This is a genomic window from Mycoplasmopsis felis ATCC 23391 (assembly GCF_000701865.1).
Classification (GTDB): domain Bacteria; phylum Bacillota_I; class Bacilli_A; order Mycoplasmatales; family Metamycoplasmataceae; genus Mycoplasmopsis; species Mycoplasmopsis felis.
This window is the reverse complement of record NZ_JNKA01000009.1, coordinates 1-21,024: the sequence shown is the minus strand read 5'-3', so window position 1 is coordinate 21,024 and position 21,024 is coordinate 1. Positions and strand designations below refer to the sequence as shown.

Sequence of the window (21,024 nt, the reverse complement as noted above, 5' to 3'; positions counted from 1 at the left end):
ATTAAATTTCTTTATTGCTTGCTTTTGTTATTTTTCTTCATTTCTTCTCGAAAGGTTTAAGTTCACATATATTTTCAATTATTGGTTCTATTTTATTATTAAATACTACCCTTGTGTTCGTTAAAAAATCTACTAGAGAAAGTCTTTTTTTTCAGAATATTAATAAGATATAGTTAAATATCTTTATAAAAGTAAAAAAAGTTATAAAAATAGTTATTAATCTATAAGTAATATTAGTTTTAAATGAATCTACTAATTTTAGTCCATCAAAATCAGATGGATATATAAATAAAATTAAGAATAAGCAAATAAAAGTAATAAAAAAAGAATTGGTAATATTTCTTTTTAACATTATATTTCAACGAAATTCTTTTTCTTTATCATCTATAATCTTTGTTTTAAACAAGTAATTACTTATAAGTTTTCCTTTAGTAAGTATCGGAAACAAACAATAATAAATATTACTTCATATAATTATTGAAAATATAGGAAAATAATAATTAAAAAAATTTATAGTTTCTTTATTATTAATTAAATTAAATAAATAAATCCATAAAACTAAAATTAATATATATATTGCAAAATCAAATATGTCAGATATTAATCTTTTTAAAAAATTAACGTTCTGATACATTTACTCTAAAGAACTTAAAATCTTTTCTTTTATTAGTTTTTCATATTTAGATTGCAACAAATATGTTTCGGTTGTTTTTTTGAGCATATATTTATTTTGATTAATAAAATCTGTTTTGTTGAAGTCTTTTTCTAATTTTTTTAATACTTCATAATGTTTTTGAATCATTAATATTGTTTTTCTTTCTTTTATTAGACTTCTTTGATTTTTATAAATTTTTTTATATAAAAAAAATGTTTCATTTAAAAAAGCTGTTAAAACTAATTTGACTAAATAATACTTAGCATATGCTAATTCATCATTTCAAAAGTCTTTTCAAATTGAATTAGTTATCTTTTCTACTTTTTCAAATGATTGAGCTATTTTATGAGTATTAAATCAGATGTTTGAATTAAATTGTTCTCTATGAATTATATAATTTAAATAAAAATAAGTATCAGCATTTAATAATAAAAGATAGTTCAATTCAACACACATTTTTGTATCATTCAAGTTTTTAGGCGAATATTCGAAAACTTTTTGAACTAGAGTTCTTTTGTATATTTTATTAAATATAAAAGGATATGAATAAGCAATTATTTCCTTTTGCTTACGGATAGAAAGTTTTTGTGAGATATCCAATCTTTGTTTTGGTTTTCATCTAATTGAACCGATGATTCGTGGTTGGTACTCAAGAATATCAACATCATATTCTTGAGAATCCTTTATCATTTTATCTATATAATGTTTTTTAAGTTTATTATCACTATTTAAAACAACAACATAATCTCCAGAAATGACATTAAAAGAACTTAATAAGTTATACTGATTAGAAATGTTTTTAAAGTTATAAATTAATTTTAATCTGCTATTAAAAAAAGAGTAATATTCATTTATCTCATTAATAATTTTTTGAGTATTTTTATTATTGTTCAAACATAAAATGATTTCAAAATCCTGGTTATCTTGATATTTTAAATGTTTTAGAAATGAATTTACATCTCTGGCTGATTTGTTAACTAAAGAAATAATTGATAACTTCATTCATAACTCCTTAAGTATTTAATAATATTTTACCATATTTAAAAGTTTAAAATAAAACTACCTATTCAATAGGTAGTTAATTATTCAAAATCATTAATTCCCATAAACAATTGTTCTTCTCTTTTATTGATATCTCAATAACCTGAATCTTTTCTCTTTTTTAATATATTTTGTTTTCTTGTTTCGAAGAAAAGAAAGACTTTCATAAGTATAAAATTCGAGATTAAATAAATTAAAATAACAGAAATCATTAAAAATAATGTATATCAAATATTTATAATATTATTAAATGCAAAAAATACAAAACAACTAAAAATAAAGATTAAAAATAAATTGAGATTTCTTTTTGTTAAATTAGATAAATTTTGTGATATTGCTTTTTTTGTTTCATCTTTATTCATTATATATTTGTGGTATTTTTCTTTTATTAATTTCTTTAATGAATCTAAAACAATATAAGAATAATAAATAAATAAATTCAACGAAAGAATTATGGTCAAAATAGTAAATGTATTTAATTGAATTCTAAATATGATTAACGCACTGGATAGTCCTAAGAACAAGAAAATAAATCCTATTAATGCAGATAAACTATAAGTTCATCCTAGTTTTACAAAAAAGTAAATAAATAAAAGAATTATAAATATGCCAAAAATAACAATTAAATTAATTAGTAATTTATTAGTTTCTATTGGTAATGTTGTAAAACTTGTAATTAATAATGTGTTATCAAATGAATTAATCTTTTGTATTATTAAATTAACTTCTTCGTTATTTAATATATTTGAAGAATTTATAAATAAAGTATATTTATCATCTGCTTGTGAATTTTTAAATAAATTAAAAATTAAAGAGTTAGAAAAATTTAAATCTGTTTTTAAATTATTAATTAATTCATTACCCGAAGAATATGTTAAATAATTATTTAGTGTTTGTTTTCCGGTTGCTATGACATTATTACCTCCGGCAAATTCAAATGATGAATTTAAACCACTTAATATATTTTGATTAATTCCTGATAATACTGAAAATGTTATTACACCTATTAAAATAAATGCAAAAAATAATATAGATAAATAATTTGAAAATTTAAAAATATTTGCATTAGAAATTTTTGTTTCAATTTTACTTTGATAATTTTGAAATTTCTTTTTATAACCTATTGCAAGAAATAATTTATGACTTCAAAAATCATTATTAATAATAAATTCATTTAAGTATCTATTAAAAAATAAAATAATGAATAAGATTACTATTGAAGAAATACTAAATATAACTCCATATGTATTAAATAAATTATAACCAAAGAAAAATAATAATAGACCAGAAATCAAAATAAGTATATTACTATCTAAAATACCATATAAGTTATCTCTATATGAATTCTTTAGAGATTTTTTCAAGGTATCACCTAAAAAGATGTTTTTCTTTATTTTTTCAAATATTATGATATTTAAATCTATAAAATATCAATAATTCAATATCATAAAAAGAAACATAATAGGTGAATAAAAACCACCTAAAGAGATATTAATTAAATTTGTTAAAAATAAATATAAAGCTCCAGATAATGCATTTATTAGTCCTAATAATCCATAGTTATAAATCATAAATAATGATATTAGTGAGAAGATAATTAATAAACTTATTAATGTATAAAAAAATGCTTTATTGTTATTTTCTATATATGTACTTGAAACTAAATTTATATCATAATCGCTTAGAGCAAAATTAATGTTATTAGATAATTCATTTGCTTGTGTATTTGATAAATTATTTGATATTGTGATTTTTGAATCTCTAGAGATGTTTTTAGGATTTAATACACTTATTAAATATTTTTTTTGTATTTCTAATACATTTTCCTTAATTGAATTAGGAATATCGCGATTATTAGAATCCTTATGAGTTAATTCCTCGTTAACATGAATGAATTTTCATAAATCTTTACCTGATTTTTCTCATTCAACTGGATATTCATTTTCAGCAATTGTTTTTAATTTTTCATAATTTAGTCAAATTAAAATTTGATTAGATTCATCTTGAGATAAATCATTAATCATTTTTGCTCATTCACTTTTTCCATTTACACCATCTAATGAAATTAAAACATTATGAGAATTATTAAAATTAGAATTTGAATATTCTGCACCTTCTAGTTGGAATGGGGGGTTGAAATTCTTTATATCTTTATCAAGTATAGGTGTTTTTTTATACAAACCTTCTACAAACAAAGTATTGTTTTTGTTATCAGTAACTATTATTGAAGGTTTATTTAAAAGTTCATTTTCCAAATCATTTTTTTCTTTTTCAGAAAACTCACCACTTTTTTGTATTTCAAGAAAACCAGGTGATAATGTTTTTACATCAGTTCCTAATATCCTTCTTTGAATTGACTTATTTATTTTTTCTGTTAATTCTAGTGTAGAATTTTCTGAATTCACTTTAGATTGTGCAACTATTTTTATTCCATTACCATAATCTGAAGATGTTTTTACATTATTATTTAAATAAAAAAAACTGCCAAATACAATGGATAAAATAGCAGAAATAATCATAAAAAAACTAAATATGATTCTGATGTATTTATTTGATGAAAATATTTTTTTATATTTATACATATAAATAAATATACCACATTTTACTTTTTTATAGATTGCAAATTATAGTTATCTTATGAGATTTTGTTCTATTAAATAATTAATTCCTTTGCTCGTTATTTTCCTTCCTCTTGAGTTTTTTTCAATTAGTTTCAAAAACAAAAGTATAGGTTCTATTTCTATTAAAATATCGTTTTTTTCACCTAGAGTCAAACTTGAAATTGTATTTAGTGAGGCGGGTCTTTCAGAAAAACCGTCTCTTAAAATTTTTAGATACTGAATATGCTCGTTTGTTAAGCCATATCTATAAATTTCCATAGATTTCATTGTTTTTTCTATTATCTTTTTATCAATAATTCCGTTATTTTTTGAAATTGCAAAATCATTGACTCTCTGTATTATGTTATTAGCAATTCTTGGAGTTAATCTAGAATAATCAATAATTATCTTTAAAATATCTTTATCTATATCTAATTTTAATTTTTTTGAAGTGTTTATTAGTATTTTTAAAATATCATCTTCATTATAATTTATTATTCTTCCTATATAACCAAATCTATCTTTTAAAGGTTGACTGATTTCATTAATCTTTGTTGTGGCACCAATTAATGTAAATGGTTTTATTTTCATTCTCATTGATTTAGAATTACCTTCTACACCAATAATTAAATCAAAAACAAAATCTTCCATTGCATTATAAATAAACTCAACAATATTTTTATTAACACTATGAATTTCATCTATAAATAAAATTTCATTTTCATTTAAAACACTCAACATACTTATTAAATCAGATTTTTTTTCGATATTTGAACCTTGAACATAATGTATTTGATTACCTGAAACATTGCTTATAATACTTGCTAATGTTGTTTTACCCATACCTGGCGGTCCATAAAATAGCATATGTGGCAATTCTTTATTTTGTTTAACAGAACTATCTATAATTGTTTTTAATGTCTCTTTTAAATGATTTTGACCTATAAAATCATTAAAATTTTGAGGTCTAAGCTCTAACTTCTCCATCTTTATAACTTGTTATTAAATTTATACTTTCTTCAACCATTTTATCTAAATCTTTTTTATTGGTTACATTTGTTAATGCATAATCTATTTGTTTTTTCTTAAATCCAAATGAAGCTAATGTATTAGATAATTCTGACATTATAACATTATCATTTGCTATTTTAGCAACATTAGAATCAACCATTTTTCTTCATTTCTCACTTAATTCTACACAAATTAGTTTTGCAGTTTTTTCATTTATAAATTGACATTTAGCTAATTCTTGTCAATTTTCATTGGCAATATAATTGGCTATTGATTCTCATCCTTTATCAAGCATCGATATGGCTACTTTCGGTCCTATTTTTTCTATACCCAGTAAATCTATAAAAAGTACTCTCTCTTTAAACTCTTTAAATCCATAAAAATTATGGTAATAATCTGTTATATGTTCATATAAATATATTTTCAATTTTTGTCCTACTTCAAACCTATCTAGTTTTGGAGTAGTTACTATGTATCCATCTCCTTTATTTTCAAAAATTAAATTATTTTTATTTTTGTGAACTACTTCACCAATTTTATATAGTATCATTTTACCTCCATCCATTAAATAAATAAAATCTTGAAAAGTTCTAAAAAAGTAATAAAAAAATAGCAATGCTATTTATTTTTGGATTCGATCGTTTAAAGCAACAAAGTTTTTGATTTTAGCACCTTTGTAAAAACCACAATATTTACATACTACATGTTGTTCAATGAACTCAGAGCAGTTTGTGCATTTTACTAAATTAGGTAAATCTAAAGCACTATGTGTTTGTCTTTTGTGTTTACGTTGTTTAGATGTTTTACGCTTTGGAACAATGGCCATAATTCCTCCTTTGTTGTTTTATTTTAATAGTTCTATTAGTGAATTAATTATATAAAATAAATGTTTTTTTTAAAATAAAAAAATATATTATTTTTTATAATTTTTATATGTTCAAAACAAATGAAATAAATAAGGTAGGTATTGTAGCAGAATACAATCCATTTCACAATGGACACATTTATCAATTAAATTGAATTAAAGAAAATATTAAAGATCCGAAAATAGTTGTGGCTATGTCTCATAAATATTCACAAAGAGGTGAAATAATTTGTTTATCATATGGAGAAAGAAAACGTATGATTAAAAAATTTGGTGTTAGCAAAGTTATTCCTCTTAAAGTTAAAATATCTTCACAAGCTGCACATATATTTGCAAGAGAATCAGTTAAAAAACTTCATAAGGAAGGAATTAAATATTTGGTTTTTGGTTCTGAAACTAATGATATTCAAAAATTTATAGAAATAGCAAATATAATAAAAAACAATGAAAATAAATATAACTTATTAATAAAAAAATATTTAAAAGAAAAAGGAAATAGTTTTCCTAGAGCAACTAATTTAGCACTTTCTGAACTTTCAGGACATGAAATAAACCAACCAAATGATATTTTAGGATTGGAATATGTAAAAACTATTGTTAATAATAATTTTGATATAACTCCTATTTGTATCAAAAGAACCGTAGATTTTCACTCAAATGAAACTAATGGATTATTTGCTAGTGCAACGAAATTAAGAGAAATGCTTAAAAAAAATGAAGATATCTCTAGTTTTTCCCCTTTTAATAAAAATTCTATAAGAAAAAGCCTTCTAATTGAAAATACATATTCTAAATTTCAAAAAATAATAAAAAAGCTATCCCCACAAAAAATATCAAGATTCCACCTTGTCAATGAAGGGATAGAAAATCTTTTTAAAAAGAATATTAATGAACCTGATTATAATTCTTTTATAAAATCTTGTGTAAGTAAAAGATATACAGCCAGCAGAATTAAAAGAACTTATCTCTTTGTTTTGCTCAAAATAAAGAAATTTGAAATATAAATTACAATAATTTAATAGAAAATGCATTTAATTCCGGTGTATCAATATTAGAAATATTTAAAAGAAAGATCACTTCTCTTTCATCATTCATTTTAATTAATATTTTTATTATTTTTGTATTTCATAATTTGTTAATAATTCTTATTTGAACTTTCTTGCTTTCATTAAATTTATAAAATATTGTTCTTTTTTCAATACACTCATAAAAATATTTGAGTAAAATTTCATATGCATTGACTTGATATAATGGATGTAAAATATTACTTTCTATTTTGTCTTTTTCAAAAAAAAGTCCTAATGAGATTGGAAACATAGATAATAAATTTATAAGCAGCCTGATTTTATCAATTAAATACAAATATTTTGTTTGGTTTGTTAATAGTTTGTTTATTGAGATTATAGGAATAAAAGGTGTTTTAACTATCTTTAGTATTTTTTTTATATTATTATTGAAATCATTACCTAGAATTAATTCGTAAAATTGACCATCCAAAAAGTTGAATTCTTTAAAATATGACAAGTTTTTTACTTTATTTTCATAAATATATAAATTAATTCCAACACTTTTTTTTGTCAGATTTAGGTTATTGAATAAATAATGTTTAACATCATTTAGTTCTTGTTTTTTTATTTTATCTATTTTTTTAGAAATATTATTAATTAATAAACCTGAAATATTAAATAAATCTACTAATTCATTAATAATTTTCTCAAGTTGATTTTTTAATTCTAGCTTTGATTCTAAAATATTATTGAAATCAAATTCCTGTGTATATAACAAATCATTTATTTCTTCAAAATTATTATCTTTAAGTTTATGATATTCTTCTTTTAACTTTTCATTATTAATAATTTCATATTTTTCTATTAATTTAGTGATGCTTAAAATACTAGAGAATTTTAAGTTATATAAAATATTTACATTTTCAAATTCTGATATTGTATTGATTAAAATCCTTAAATTATCTAAAGATTTCATTTTTTGATTTTCGATATTATGATTTTCACTAGAATACAACATATCTTTATTAAAATAATATAAATATATATCTGGAATAATTATGTTTATATTATGTGAAACTAATGCAGTTTGTTTGATATCTTGAATTAATTTTTCATAATAATTAATAGTATTATTTAAATTTAAATCTGTGACTATTTTTTCTTCTAAAAAAATATAAGTATTATTCTTCTTAAAAGAAGTTTGTAATCAAGTATGTTTCAAATATGTCAACATCTAGAATCTCCGTAGTTTTTAAATCAAAGTCAACAAAAGAAAGGTTAGTTAAAATATTTTTAATTTTATTTATTTCATAGGTTCTTAATATTTGGAGTAATTTCTTATACCTTCATTCTTGTATATTTAGTTCTTGTGCTATTTTATAATCTGAATATTTCAGTTGTTTTAATAAATAAATAGAAAAACATAAATTAAAAATATTAAATAATTGAGATACTAACAAAATAATTGAATCACCTTCGTTAGTTCTCTCTTTGTATTTTTCATAAATTTTAGATATATTATTTGTTTCTAGGGAATTCATAAAAGCAAAAGTTTGGTTTAAGTTAACATCAGAAATGTAATTATCTATAAATTCTCTTGTTATGATTTGATTTGTTTTTAGAGAATTCAATTTATCTAATTCATTTAAAACAAAAGTTAAATCCTTTGGGTTTTTTTCTATAAAATAGAATAAATCTGTTTGTGTTATCTTGATATTATTTTTGAATATAAATTCATTTATTTTTTGATTTCATTGATTTGATATAATTTTTTTGAATTCAAATACTTCAAAATTATTTATTATAAAGTCAGTGAATTTGTTATTTGATGGTTTTTCTTTATTTAATACAAAAATCAGGGTATTTTTTTGTTTTTTAGAAAATGTTTGTATAAACAAATCTATAAAATTACTTTCTTTTTTCGTTAGTTTAGAACTTAAAAACAAAGGAAAATCATAAACTATATATAATTTTGGAATATCAAATAATGATTCGGATAAAAATGAATCTAAGAATTCTGTTATTTCATAATTTTCTTTTAAAATTATGATATTTTCTTGTTTGTATACTTTTTGCAATTCAGAAAGTTTTTCATTTATATAATAATCTTCTTGTCCATATATGAAATACATAGAAATTATTATATATTATTTTTATAATAAAACATTATGAACATAGTTTTACCATATAACACACAAGAAAAAAATTCTTTACTATATAAAAAGTCAATCTTAATATGAATAATAAAATAAGATAAAAAGTAAACTAAATCATATAATAAATCACTTAAAAAATATGAAGCAAAAGGAAATCAAAATAAAGCTAAAAACATTATAATAAAACATTCAAAAAATATGGATAAAAAGAAGTTAATAAACAATGATAAAATGTTTATGCTTTTATTATTTATGACTAAAAATAAATTAGAAACTATTCACAAAAAAATCATAAAAAGAATTTTCTCTTTTATTTTAAATTTCTGATTAAAAAATAGAAATAAATAACTTAATGTAAAGCTTATAAAATAACCAATTCCAACATTCAGACTATTATGCAAAACAAGACACACAACTGAAATATATAATAATTTTGTTTCTTTTTGAATTTTTTGGTTTTTTATTTTATTAGGTAATATCTTTTGTAAAATAGCTCTGTTTGAAGAAATGCTTGAAACTGTCAAAATCCAAAACAAAAATAAAATTGCTTTGATTAATTTCTTTTTGTTTTTAAAAATCTTTTTCAATATATTATTTAATAAATTAAAATGTAAACCACTAATAATCAAGAAATGCAAAATCCCTATGTTATTTGCGTTTTCAAATAAAGTTGATTTTGAATATGTATAACCAAAGGTTATTGGAATAACTATTTCCTTATAATTTTTAAAAGAACTAAAAAACTTAAAGATATAAAATCTAACATCAAAATTATTTATATAGACTATGCTTGGTTTATCAATATAATAAATATTATCTGAATACTGTAAATAACCGTTAACATTAATTAATTGATAAAGATGCAAATCATAATTCTTTTTTAGTATAAATTTTAAATTATAAATATTTCTAACTTCTATAAATTTTTCCTTTATAGAAATGACTTGAAATGTTCCATTTATATTTGAGAATAAAGAAATGTTATACAAATATTTTTTTATTTCATATAAAAAAAATAAAATAAGAAGACAAATAATTATACTTATTAAATATGTTCTAAAAATAAGTATTTGTATAACAATTAAAATAATTATAGAAATAAGAAAAACACTTGATTGATTATTTAAAAAAGCATAAAAAAGTGAAATAATTAAAAAGACATTAAATGAACTTATTCTAGTATCAAAAAACTTTGGAGTTTTTCAATTGTTTTTACTCCAATACCAGATATTTTTAAGATATCGTTTCAACTAGGAACTCCTTCATTTTTTTCTTTGTAATCCATTATTAATTTCGCATATTTATTAGATAAACCAAATGAAATTAATTCATTAGCACTTCTTAAAGAATTTCAATAAAGAATCAAATTCTTATATGGAACATATATTTCTTGATTTTCAATTGCTATATCATCTAAATTAAAATCACTTATGTCTGCATCAGACTTTAATTGTGTGAGAAAAAATAATTGTCTGTAAGTTAATTTTTTATCACTTATGTGGATCCCTGGTTGATCAAAAGCACCTTTAACTATATATCTTTTTGATTTAAACTTATCAACTGTTGTTATTTTTTGTTGACTAGAAATAAAAAAATAAGTTGTAAACCCTGTTATAAAAATTAAGAAAATACCTACTAAAATTCATTTAAAATAAACTTTCACATTAATTAAATATATTAATCATAAAAATTTACTAAAAAATAACTATATTTTATGTTTAAATAAAACAATTTTTAAGTAAAATATAGAAACATAAGGAGAAAATATGTCATTAAAAGCAGGAATAGTTGGATTACCAAATGTAGGAAAAAGTACTTTATTTAGTTCAATAACTAAAAAGGAAGCAGAATCAAGTAATTATGCCTTTACAACAATTGAACCAAATGTTGCTTCTGTTCCATTAATAGATGAAAGATTGCAAAAAATAGCAAATTTAGTGAAACCAAATAAAATAATATGAGCAACTTTTGATTTTGTGGATATTGCTGGTTTAGTTCAAGGTGCATCTAAAGGTGAAGGTTTAGGTAATAAATTTCTTGCAAATATTAGAGAAGTAGACGCAATTATTCATGTAGTAAGATGTTTTAATGATAATAATATAATTCATGTAGCAAATTCTATAGACCCAGTAAGAGATAAAGAAATTATAGATTATGAATTAATATTAGCTGATTTAGAAACAATTAATAATGTGTTAAATAGAATATCTAAAAAAGCAAAATCTGGTGATAAAGAGGCAATATTTGAACAATCTACTGCATTCAAAATAAAAGAGAAACTAGAAAAAAACATAGCAGTAAGAGAAATTCAATTAAATGAAAATGAAAATAAAGTTATTAAAGGGTATCATTTATTAACTCATAAACCTATTATTTATGTTGCAAATCTAAACAATGAACAAATTAAAGATTATGAAAACGACGTAAATTATAGTGCTCTTAAAAATTCTTTAAATGAAAATGAAAAAATAATTCCCATATCAGTTAAATTAGAATCTGAGTTAATTGAAATAGAAAACGAAGAAGATAAAAATGAATTTTTAAATTTATATGGAATTAAAAAAAGTGGTTTAGACTTGTTAACAAAAGAAGCATTTGAATTATTAAATTTACAAACTTATTTTACAGCAGGAGTTCAAGAAGTAAGAGCTTGAGTGTTTCATAAAGGTTGAAATGCACCTAGATGTGCTGGTGTTATTCATAGTGATTTTGAAAAGAAATTTATTAAAGCTGAAATCATTTCGTATGAAGATTATATTAAAAATAATGGTGAACAAGGTGCCAAAAACTCTGGTAAATTAAGACAAGAAGGTAAAAATTATATTATGCAAGATGGTGATGTATGTCACTTTAAATTTGGAAAATAATTTTTTATTTTGGGGGTTTAGTATAATGGCAATATAGTGGTCTCCAAAACCGATGATAAGGGTTCGATTCCTTTAACCCCCGCCATTTTAATACAAAAAATCTACCTATTAAAAGGTAGATTTTTTGTTATGTTATTACTAAATCGTCATCTGCACCAGAACTTCTAACTACATTAAATCCTGATAATGAATTAATTAGGTTAGTTTCTGTTGGATCTACTAAAATTTCTGTATTTGAATTAAATGTGTTATCCGATCAACCAAGTAATGTTCTTAAGTTGTTTATTCCACTACTATTTAATGAATGACCGTTTTCTTTTGCTTTTATTCTTATTTTTCTTGTAGTTTTACCGTTACTAAAGATAATTTTACTTTTTGGTCTTAAGTTAGGGTCTTTTTCTAAAATTTCATGGAATTGAGCATTGTTTAATTCATCAGAATCTATTTCTCAAACATCTGAATTATTATATAAAACAATTCTTGTTAATTTACGTACTTTATCTGGTCTTGTACCATCATTTTCTTGATCATAAAAGATTAAATTACGTAATGATTTAGCTGCTTTAATTCTTGATAAATCTAAACCAGTTGGATAACTATTTCCTGCATTATCTCTATCAGGATGATTACCCGGACCAAATTGTCCTTGGAATATTCTTTCATTATTTCTAGAGACATAGACCATTCTTAAACCATTGTTAATTCTTGTTGTATCTTCAATACCGTTTCAATCTGATTCATCAAATGAAATACTATTGAAATTAATACGAGAAAATGATTGAACACCAGGTAAATAGCCCCCATATGAATTATAATCTAGTGTATTGACAAAATGGGTTAGTTTGAATGCTCAAGGATTAAACGAAAATCTTTCATCATTTGGATTTAATGAACTAAATAATGATAATTCATCTATAACTTTATTTTCAAGAGCAATTAAAGAAGATGTATTTGGTGATTCGAAGAATAATTCTAAAAATGGCAATTCATTAGGTAAAGCACTTAGTATCTCTTTGAATTTTTGAGTTGAATCTGATTTACCCATATTAGTTATTCTATAACCTGTAATAGGAATTTCTTTTTCTTTTAGTTTATTAATTAAAGCTAGTGTTTTACTATACCCACTTGGGTTAGAAGCATTTATTGAAACTAATACACCTTTATCAATAGAAGTTTTTGCTTTATTATCAGCATTTTTAGTTAATTCATATAATAAAATACCATCATTGTGATTTAAGTTATATTCTGGATTATTGTAGTATTCTGTTGATATATCCCTTTTTGTTCAACCAGGATAATTCCCGTTCCTAATATCCTCTGGGTTCCTTGATCAAACACTGTTTATACCAAAAACTCTCTTTTCTGAGTTATTACGTTCTCTTTCTGCAGTAACTTTATTAAATATAGGGCTATATACTCTTGAATCCAATTTTCCATTTGCATCAATTATTATTTCATTGTTATCTTCTGCTATATAATAACCATTTTCTAACTGTTTTTTTGCATTATCTGTTAGTTCAGTAAACTTTTTAAAATCTAAATATGAAATAATCGCTAAATAACTTAATTTAATTGGACGTAATTGACCATTTCTAGTTACATATTGATATATTCCTGATATTGATCTTAATTGATCGTAATTAGCAACACCTTCTGGTAATAAAAACTCTTTAACTTTGTCTCCATTTTCTAATAAAGCACTGAATTTATCATATAAATGAACAAAGTAATCTTCATTTGGTCCTTTTAAAATACTATCATATGATTTTTCATGTAAATTAGGGTCCCTAAATAAAGCAAAAATATGTTGATTAGTATTAATTTGTCTATCTAGATTTTTTTGTCCATTTGCTATTGTTTTTTGTCTTGTTTCTTCTGTTACTTCTACACTTGTTACGTCAGGAACTATTTCTGCATAATATGGTTTTCTATTTGTTATTCCTTTTTCAATATCAGATCTTAAATCTTTTCTTAAAGGAACATCTTTAACTTTAACTTTGATTGTGTAATTATCTCTTTCAATAACCACTTCTTTTTCTTTAGGTTTTGGAGTTTCAACTGGTTTTTCTGGTTGATTTTGTGGTTTTATTTCTACTATTGGTGAAACTTTAGGTTGTTCTATACGGGGTTTTTCAATTGGTTTTTCAGGTTCTTTAATAATAGGTTCTTCTTTTATTGGTTCAACTTTCGGAGGTTCAGGTAGTTTTGGTTCTACTTTTTTTTCTGGTTGTTTAATTCCCCTATCGAAAATAGATAAAACTCCACCATCTGCATTATCAATTGGAATTAGTGTTCCATTTTTGTAAGATGGATAATTGGAATCTTTACCTTGTCCTATTGATGAAGTGCTTTGATATAAAGTCAATGCAACTGATGAAGATGCAACAATAGTTGTGCCTGTTAAAATAGTAAAAAATTTATTTTTACGTTTCAAAATTTTATTCATAAATTTCTCCTACTTATTTTTTAACTATACATTAATATTATAAACTTTTATTATTAAAGTTTCATAGTAATTTATTTATAAGAAAAAATAACTATTCTGTCTTTTTTATTGATATCTTTGATTATTTTTATTTCATAATTATTTTTTTGTTGGTTCCATCAATTAATATGTTTAGGATTAATTTCAAAAAATATTTTACCTTCTTTAGTTAAGTATTGCTTTGCTTCTTTAATAATTTTTTCATAAAAATAAAGTCCATCATTTTCTGCAAATAATGCATTATATGGCTCAAAATCAATAACTGATTTATCTAGTTTTTCATTAAAAGAAATATAGGGAGGATTGCAAACAATAAAATCATAAGTATCATTTATATTTTCGAATAAATCTGATTGAATAATTTTTACTGACAAATTATTTTTTAATTTATTAATTCTGCTTTGAATTATAGAATCATTTGAAATATCTGACATAGTAACTTCTGAATTTATAAAATGTTTTTTTAATGCTAAACCAATGAAACCTGAACCTGTGCATAAATCAAATATTTTTAGATTCGCTTCTTTTGGATAATTATTAAAAATTTCATAAATTAACTCTTCTGTTTCATATCTTGGGATTAAAACATTTTGCGATATATCTATAATAACATTAGCCATTTCAATATAACCAATTATTTTTTGAACTGGCATAGATTTATCTAATCATTCTTGTTCTTGTATTGATACAGTTTGTGGTAAAACATATCTTCTTTTTTCTAATAATAAAGTTTCTTTATTATGCACTAAATACCAGCTTCTTTTATTTTTTCGTTTTGCTCTTCTGTTAATAATGCTTCAATAATAGAATTTAGTTTACCTTCCATTATTGGACCTAATGAAGTTGAAAATGATATTCTATGGTCTGTAACTCTATCTTGGGGATAATTGTATGTACGAATTTTTTCTGCTCTAGCTCCAGAACCAGCTAGTTTTCTAAATTCTGATTCTTCTTGTTGTTTTTTTTGAATTTCAATATCATATAATTTTGATTTTAAAATTCTCATTGCTATTTCTTTGTTTTGAATTTGACTTTTCCCTTCTTGACAAGATACAACAATTCCACTTGGCATATGTGTTATTCTTACAGCTGAATCAGTTGTATTAACAGATTGACCACCGTTTCCACTTGATCTAAAAACATCAATTCTTATGTCATCTGATTTAATATCTATTTCAATATCATCATCTATTTCAGGCATAACAGTAACTGTTGCAGTTGATGTGTGAACTCTCCCTTTTGTCTCAGTAACTGGTATTCTTTGAACTCTGTGTACTCCTGATTCAAACTTTAGTTTTGAATAAGGTTTTTCACCTTTAACTGAAAAAGTAACTAAAGTAAAACCTCCTGATTCAGCAACTATTGAATCTAATAAAGTTGTTTTCATATCATTTTGTGAACATCACTTTAGATACATTCTATATAAATCACCTGCAAAAATGTTAGCTTCATCACCGCCAGCTGCACCTCTTATTTCAACTAAAACATCACGTTCATCATTTTCATCTTTAGGTAAAATCAATATTTTTAATTCATTTGATAATGATTCCATTAAAACTTCGTTTTCTTGTATTTCTAATTTTGCTAAACTTAATAATTCTTCATCTTTTTCTGTTTTTAATATTTCTTTAGCTTGTTTTAATGTATTTTCACTTAATAAATACTTGTTAAATACAGTCACGATATCCTTAATAGAATTTATTTCTTTTGTAATTTTTGTGTATTTTTTTATATCAGAAATAATTTCTGGACTCATTGTTTGTTCTTCTAATTCAATATATTTTGATTTGATTTGCAACAAGGATTTATACATTGTTTGTTCCATAGTTCCAACTTTCTTTTTTTTATTTTAAATATTTTTCTGGTATTGAATATAAATTTATATGACAATAACCTTTTGGATTTTTCTTTAAATAATCTTGATGATAACCTTCTGCTTTTGTATCATCTGAAACAGGTAAAAATTCTATATAATTATCTTTTTGTTCATTCTTTTTAAATTCTTCATTTAATTGCTTGTATTCATTTAATAAACTTGAATCGTTTGTATAAAAACCAATTCTATATTGAACTCCTTTATCATTGCCTTGTTTATTTAATGAATATGGGTCTACTATATTGACAAATAACTCAAATATAGTAGATTCAGAAATTAAACTATCATCATATTTAACTTTCACCGCTTCAACATGACTTGAACCAAGACAAACTTCTTTATATGATACTCCTTCAAAACCACCATTTAAATAGTGAACTGAAGTTTCTAACACTCCTTTTAATCTATCATAGTAAGCTTGCACACCTCAAAAACATCCACCTGCTATATAAATTTCTTTAACCATTATATCTCCTTTGATTATTTGATATATCAAGAATTAAGACATAAAATATCTTAATATTAAACATATATATAAATATATTATAATTATAACATACAAAAATTTAATAATTTGATTAGTAAAGGTTGATATGTTAAAAAAAATAAATAAAAAATGATTAACAATAGCAGGAACAAGTTTATTTATTATTACAGCTGCATCAATTACAGCTGGTGTTGCTATTTCAAGTAAAAAAACTTCTGATGAAAAGAATGAAAGCGCAGAATTAAATACAATCTATAAAAGTATTTCTGAAGTTATTAGAAAAGAAATAGATGATAAAGACAAACCAGATGTTTTTTGAAATAAAGCTACTACTATCTATAAATCTGATGCTAACTTTGAAGAAAAAATTCAAAAACTTAATATGATAATGTCTGAAATCAAAAACACTATTATCGAAGAAATTAAACCTAAAATTATCAATAATATCAATAGATTAAAAAATCCAGAAGATAACACTGAATTCAGTATGCAAGTAAGAAATTTTTACACTAAAACACTTGATGAATTTTATAAAAATAAATACCTTGATCCATTGAAAGCACTAAGAAGAATAACTGGTTATATGAATAGAATTTATGAAAAATATGTAACTGCCGTAAAAGAAAATAATCAAGAGAGAATTTCATTAATACAAAGTTCATGAGAAAAATCTAAAGAAAAATATTCTGAATTACAAGAATTATTTAAACAATTATAACTATTTTAATATAGTTATTTTTTATACTTTTTTTATATAATAAAAACATAAAATTAAGAAAGGAAAATTTTGATAAATAAAGATTATATAAAAAACAGAATAGGTTTAACTAATGAAGTTGCAAATAAACTATTAAAAAAAAATGGTTTAAATCAAATTAAGAACGAAAAAAAAGTAAATATCTTTAAATTATTCTTAAATCAGTTTAAAGACTTTATGATTATTTTATTATTAATTGCAGCTGTATTTAGTTTATCTGTTGCATTTTATGAAACATTTGGTAAAGCAGAAACTCCAAAAACACAAGATATTATAGTTTCCTTTGTTGAACCATTTATTATTTTAATAGTAATAGTATTAAACTCTTTATTAGGAACTTATCAAGAAATAAAATCTGACCAAGCAGTTAAAGCATTAGAAAAAAATAATGAATTATATACAAAAGTTTATCGAGATGGAAAATTAATAAATATTCCGTCAACTGAACTTGTTATTGGTGATTTAATCGTTTTAGAAGCAGGTGATTTAGTTCCAGCTGACTGTAAACTTGTTGAATCGTTTAGTTTAGCTGTAGTAGAATCAGCATTAACAGGAGAATCACTACCTGTAGATAAAAAAGTTATTGATGAAAATGTAGAATCAAATAAAACTTTAGGAGATAGAAAATCAGAAGTTTTTGCGGGAACTCATATTACAAATGGTCGTGCTATTGCTTTAGTTATAAAAACTGGAAAAAATACTGAAATAGGAAAAATTAACCAATTAATCCAAGAACAAGAAGTAATATTAACACCATTACAAATAAAATTAAATAAATTAAGTAAGATTTTTGGAATCTTAGGTGTGTTATTATTATTTATAACTACAATTTTACAACTTGTATTAACTAACTCTTTTTCAGGAATATGAAATAATCCTGAAACTTATTCAAATTCAATTATTATCGGTATTTCTTTAGCAGTTGCAGCTATTCCTGAAGGGCTGATTACATTTACAACAGTTCTTTTAGCTATTGGTGTATCTAAAATGACTAAAGAACATGTTATTATAAAGGCATTTCCTGCTGTTGAAACACTTGGTTCTACTAGTATCATTTGTTCTGATAAAACAGGAACTCTAACAGAAAACAAAATGACTGTTCAGAAATTTTTTGATGCTCAAAATAAATCAATTAAACCTTCTGATTCATTTGCTTTAAGTTGTTTAGTTGCTTGTTGTGATGCTTCTGTTTCTATAAATTCCAATAATGAATATATAGAAGTTGGCGATCCAACTGAAACTGGAATTTTAAGATATGGTTTAATGAATGATAATTCAGCAGACAAATTTTATAAAACTTATAATAAACTAGATTCGATACCTTTTGACAGTGATAGAAAAACAATGTCTGTGTTAGTTGAAAATATAAATAAAGAAAAAATGATTATTGTCAAAGGTGCTCCAGATGTTATTTTAAGTAAATGTATAAATAAAGAAGATAGGTATTTTGAAATAAATGAAGAATGATCAAAATCATCTTATAGAGTTATTGCTATTGCTTATAAAAATATAGACAAAGACAAAATAAGTATCGAAGATGAAAATGACTTAATTTTTCTTGGTTTAATTGGTATGATTGATCCACCAAGACAAAATGTCTTAGAAAGCGTTAAACAAGCAAGGCAAGCTGGTATAAAAACAGTTATGATAACTGGAGATCACTTAACTACTGCAATAGCAATTGCAAAAGAATTAGAAATATATCAAGATGGGAATCTTGCAATTAATGGGATCGAATTAAACAATATGTCAGACCAAGAATTAAAAGACAAAGTTAAAAATATTTCAGTATATGCAAGAGTAAATCCAATTGATAAATTAAGAATAGTTAAAGCATGACAATCACATAATGAAGTTGTATCAATGACAGGTGATGGTGTTAATGATGCAGCAGCATTAAAAGCAAGTGATGTAGGTATTGCAATGGGTATCACAGGAACTGATGTATCCAAACAAGCTGCTGATGTTATTTTAACTGATGATAATTTTGCTACTATAGTAAAAGGAATTAAAAGCGGGAGAGAAACATTTAATAGAATTAAATCAGTTATTTTAAATCTGTTAATTTCTTCATTAACTGAAATAATAGTAATGTTAGTTGGTTTATTTGTTTTTTCTTTTGTATTTAAAAATCAAATAAAAGAAAGTGAAATAATTATACTGTCTGCTTCTCAATTACTTTGAATTAATTTATTAACTCATGGATTACCTGCTATTGCGCTTGGAATGACACCAACTGATGAAAATGTAATGTCTCAAAAACCATTGAACAAAAAAGATAGTATTTTTGCAAATGGAATGGGAAAAGAATTAATTATCCAAAGTTTAATTATTTCTCTTGCTTCATTACTATCTTATTTAATAGCAGCGTTAGTTGCTAGCAATAAAAATATCACTGGAGAAGATTTTATAAAAATAACTTCTACTTCAATGTTTATTGCTTTAGGAGTTGGTGCAAGTATTAATTCTATTAATTTAATGTCAAAAAACTCTATTTTTAAATGTAGTGTTAAAAAGTATAAATTAGTATATTTAGCAAGTTTATTCTCATTAGTTTGTGTTATTTTTGTTGCTTTTACTCCTGGAGTAAGGGAAATATTTAAAATGACTAATATCACAGAATTAAGTAATAATAACTTATATGATATAGCATTTTGATTACCTGCTTTATTACTTGGTTTTTTATTAACAATTTATAATGAAATAGTTAAGTTTTTTAAAAATACTTTTAAAAAAAATAATAAAATTTAATTTTAAATATTCAAACAGAAACAACATTGTTTCTGTTTTTTGTAAAATAAGAGAACTAATTTATAATGCTATAATTAAATTATTAAAAATAAATAAGGATAATTATGAAAAAAGTTTTAGTTCCAAAAGTTAGATTTAAAGGGTTTGGTGAAGAGTGGAAAGAGGATACAATAGGAAATATTGCTAACATAACAAATGGTAAATTGGATGCAAATGCTATGGTAAAAAGCGGGATGTATAATTTTTATACCTCAGGTATTGATGTATATAAAATTGATAAGTATAGTTTTGAAGGTGAAGGTATATCAATAGCTGGTAATGGTGTTAATATGGGTTATATGCATCTAGTATCTGGTAAATATAATGCATACCAAAGAACCTATATATTAAATAATATAAAAATAGATAGACACTTCTTATTCTATAATTTGTGAAAAAACTTTTGAGAATTTTGTCAAAAAAACAC

Annotated in this window: 19 protein-coding genes and 1 tRNA gene; 6 read left to right on the top strand and 14 right to left on the bottom strand. The window is 22.9% G+C overall.

What is annotated here, in order from left to right; translation table 4 throughout:
* Window position 1 precedes the first annotated feature (1 nt).
* The 6 genes from T405_RS03840 to rpmF form a co-directional block, all read right to left on the bottom strand.
* Window positions 2-406, bottom strand: a complete 405-nt coding sequence (locus T405_RS03840) for a hypothetical protein (RefSeq protein ID WP_156951227.1) — start codon at window positions 404-406, stop codon at window positions 2-4.
* 228 nt (window positions 407-634) lie between these two features.
* On the bottom strand, window positions 635-1,657 hold the full coding sequence (locus T405_RS01575; RefSeq protein ID WP_036430408.1) for a glycosyltransferase family 2 protein: 1,023 nt from the start codon (window positions 1,655-1,657) through the stop codon (window positions 635-637).
* Window positions 1,658-1,737: 80 nt separating this feature from the next.
* Window positions 1,738-4,278, bottom strand: coding sequence for a protein translocase subunit SecDF (secDF, locus tag T405_RS01570; RefSeq protein ID WP_036430406.1), 2,541 nt, complete (start codon window positions 4,276-4,278; stop codon window positions 1,738-1,740).
* Between the two features lie 48 nt (window positions 4,279-4,326).
* A complete protein-coding gene (ruvB, locus tag T405_RS01565; RefSeq protein WP_036430404.1) occupies window positions 4,327-5,283 on the bottom strand; it encodes a Holliday junction branch migration DNA helicase RuvB in 957 nt (318 codons plus the stop codon).
* Window positions 5,264-5,857, bottom strand: coding sequence for a Holliday junction branch migration protein RuvA (ruvA, locus tag T405_RS01560; RefSeq protein ID WP_036430403.1), 594 nt, complete (start codon window positions 5,855-5,857; stop codon window positions 5,264-5,266). The genes ruvB and ruvA overlap by 20 nt, the downstream gene beginning before the upstream one ends.
* A gap of 72 nt (window positions 5,858-5,929) precedes the next feature.
* A complete protein-coding gene (gene rpmF, locus T405_RS01555; RefSeq protein ID WP_036430401.1) occupies window positions 5,930-6,133 on the bottom strand; it encodes a 50S ribosomal protein L32 in 204 nt (67 codons plus the stop codon).
* Between the two features lie 107 nt (window positions 6,134-6,240).
* Here rpmF and T405_RS01550 point away from each other — a divergent pair, with 107 nt between their 5' ends.
* Window positions 6,241-7,176: a nucleotidyltransferase gene (locus T405_RS01550; RefSeq protein WP_036430399.1), complete on the top strand. Its 936-nt coding sequence runs from the start codon at window positions 6,241-6,243 to the stop codon at window positions 7,174-7,176.
* Between the two features lies 1 nt (window position 7,177).
* Here the strand turns inward: T405_RS01550 and T405_RS01545 are convergent, their stop codons facing one another.
* The 4 genes from T405_RS01545 to T405_RS01530 form a co-directional block, all read right to left on the bottom strand.
* Window positions 7,178-8,413: a hypothetical protein gene (locus T405_RS01545; protein ID WP_036430397.1), complete on the bottom strand. Its 1,236-nt coding sequence runs from the start codon at window positions 8,411-8,413 to the stop codon at window positions 7,178-7,180.
* The gene (holA, locus tag T405_RS01540) at window positions 8,370-9,311 is read right to left on the bottom strand and encodes a DNA polymerase III subunit delta (RefSeq protein WP_036430395.1); all 942 of its coding nucleotides are present in this window, start codon (window positions 9,309-9,311) and stop codon (window positions 8,370-8,372) included. Before holA ends, T405_RS01545 begins: the two co-directional genes overlap by 44 nt.
* Before the next feature lie 8 nt (window positions 9,312-9,319).
* Entirely contained in the window at window positions 9,320-10,324 is a 1,005-nt protein-coding gene (locus T405_RS01535) for a hypothetical protein (protein WP_036430394.1), read from the bottom strand.
* Window positions 10,325-10,506: 182 nt separating this feature from the next.
* Entirely contained in the window at window positions 10,507-10,998 is a 492-nt protein-coding gene (locus tag T405_RS01530) for an MAG0490 family ComEA-like DNA-binding protein (protein ID WP_036430392.1), read from the bottom strand.
* Between the two features lie 103 nt (window positions 10,999-11,101).
* Between T405_RS01530 and ychF the strand changes: the two genes are divergently transcribed.
* Window positions 11,102-12,202: a redox-regulated ATPase YchF gene (ychF, locus tag T405_RS01525; RefSeq protein ID WP_036430390.1), complete on the top strand. Its 1,101-nt coding sequence runs from the start codon at window positions 11,102-11,104 to the stop codon at window positions 12,200-12,202.
* Between the two features lie 11 nt (window positions 12,203-12,213).
* A tRNA-Trp gene (locus T405_RS01520) sits at window positions 12,214-12,287 on the top strand.
* Window positions 12,288-12,329: 42 nt separating this feature from the next.
* Here the strand turns inward: T405_RS01520 and T405_RS01515 are convergent.
* From T405_RS01515 to msrA, 4 genes are all read right to left on the bottom strand, one after another.
* On the bottom strand, window positions 12,330-14,648 hold the full coding sequence (locus T405_RS01515; protein ID WP_036430388.1) for a putative immunoglobulin-blocking virulence protein: 2,319 nt from the start codon (window positions 14,646-14,648) through the stop codon (window positions 12,330-12,332).
* Window positions 14,649-14,719: 71 nt separating this feature from the next.
* A complete protein-coding gene (prmC, locus tag T405_RS01510) occupies window positions 14,720-15,433 on the bottom strand; it encodes a peptide chain release factor N(5)-glutamine methyltransferase (protein WP_036430386.1) in 714 nt (237 codons plus the stop codon).
* A complete protein-coding gene (gene prfA / locus T405_RS01505; protein ID WP_036430384.1) occupies window positions 15,433-16,512 on the bottom strand; it encodes a peptide chain release factor 1 in 1,080 nt (359 codons plus the stop codon). The genes prmC and prfA overlap by 1 nt, the downstream gene beginning before the upstream one ends.
* 19 nt (window positions 16,513-16,531) lie before the next feature.
* The gene (msrA, locus tag T405_RS01500) at window positions 16,532-17,029 is read right to left on the bottom strand and encodes a peptide-methionine (S)-S-oxide reductase MsrA (protein ID WP_036430382.1); all 498 of its coding nucleotides are present in this window, start codon (window positions 17,027-17,029) and stop codon (window positions 16,532-16,534) included.
* 127 nt (window positions 17,030-17,156) lie between these two features.
* Here msrA and T405_RS01495 point away from each other — a divergent pair, with 127 nt between their 5' ends.
* From T405_RS01495 to T405_RS01485, 3 genes are all read left to right on the top strand, one after another.
* Window positions 17,157-17,768: a hypothetical protein gene (locus T405_RS01495; protein WP_036430380.1), complete on the top strand. Its 612-nt coding sequence runs from the start codon at window positions 17,157-17,159 to the stop codon at window positions 17,766-17,768.
* A 72-nt stretch (window positions 17,769-17,840) separates the two neighbouring features.
* The gene (locus T405_RS01490; protein ID WP_036430426.1) at window positions 17,841-20,558 is read left to right on the top strand and encodes a cation-translocating P-type ATPase; all 2,718 of its coding nucleotides are present in this window, start codon (window positions 17,841-17,843) and stop codon (window positions 20,556-20,558) included.
* 104 nt (window positions 20,559-20,662) lie between these two features.
* A partial coding sequence (locus tag T405_RS01485; protein WP_051619530.1) for a restriction endonuclease subunit S occupies window positions 20,663-21,024 on the top strand: 362 nt, incomplete at its 3' end.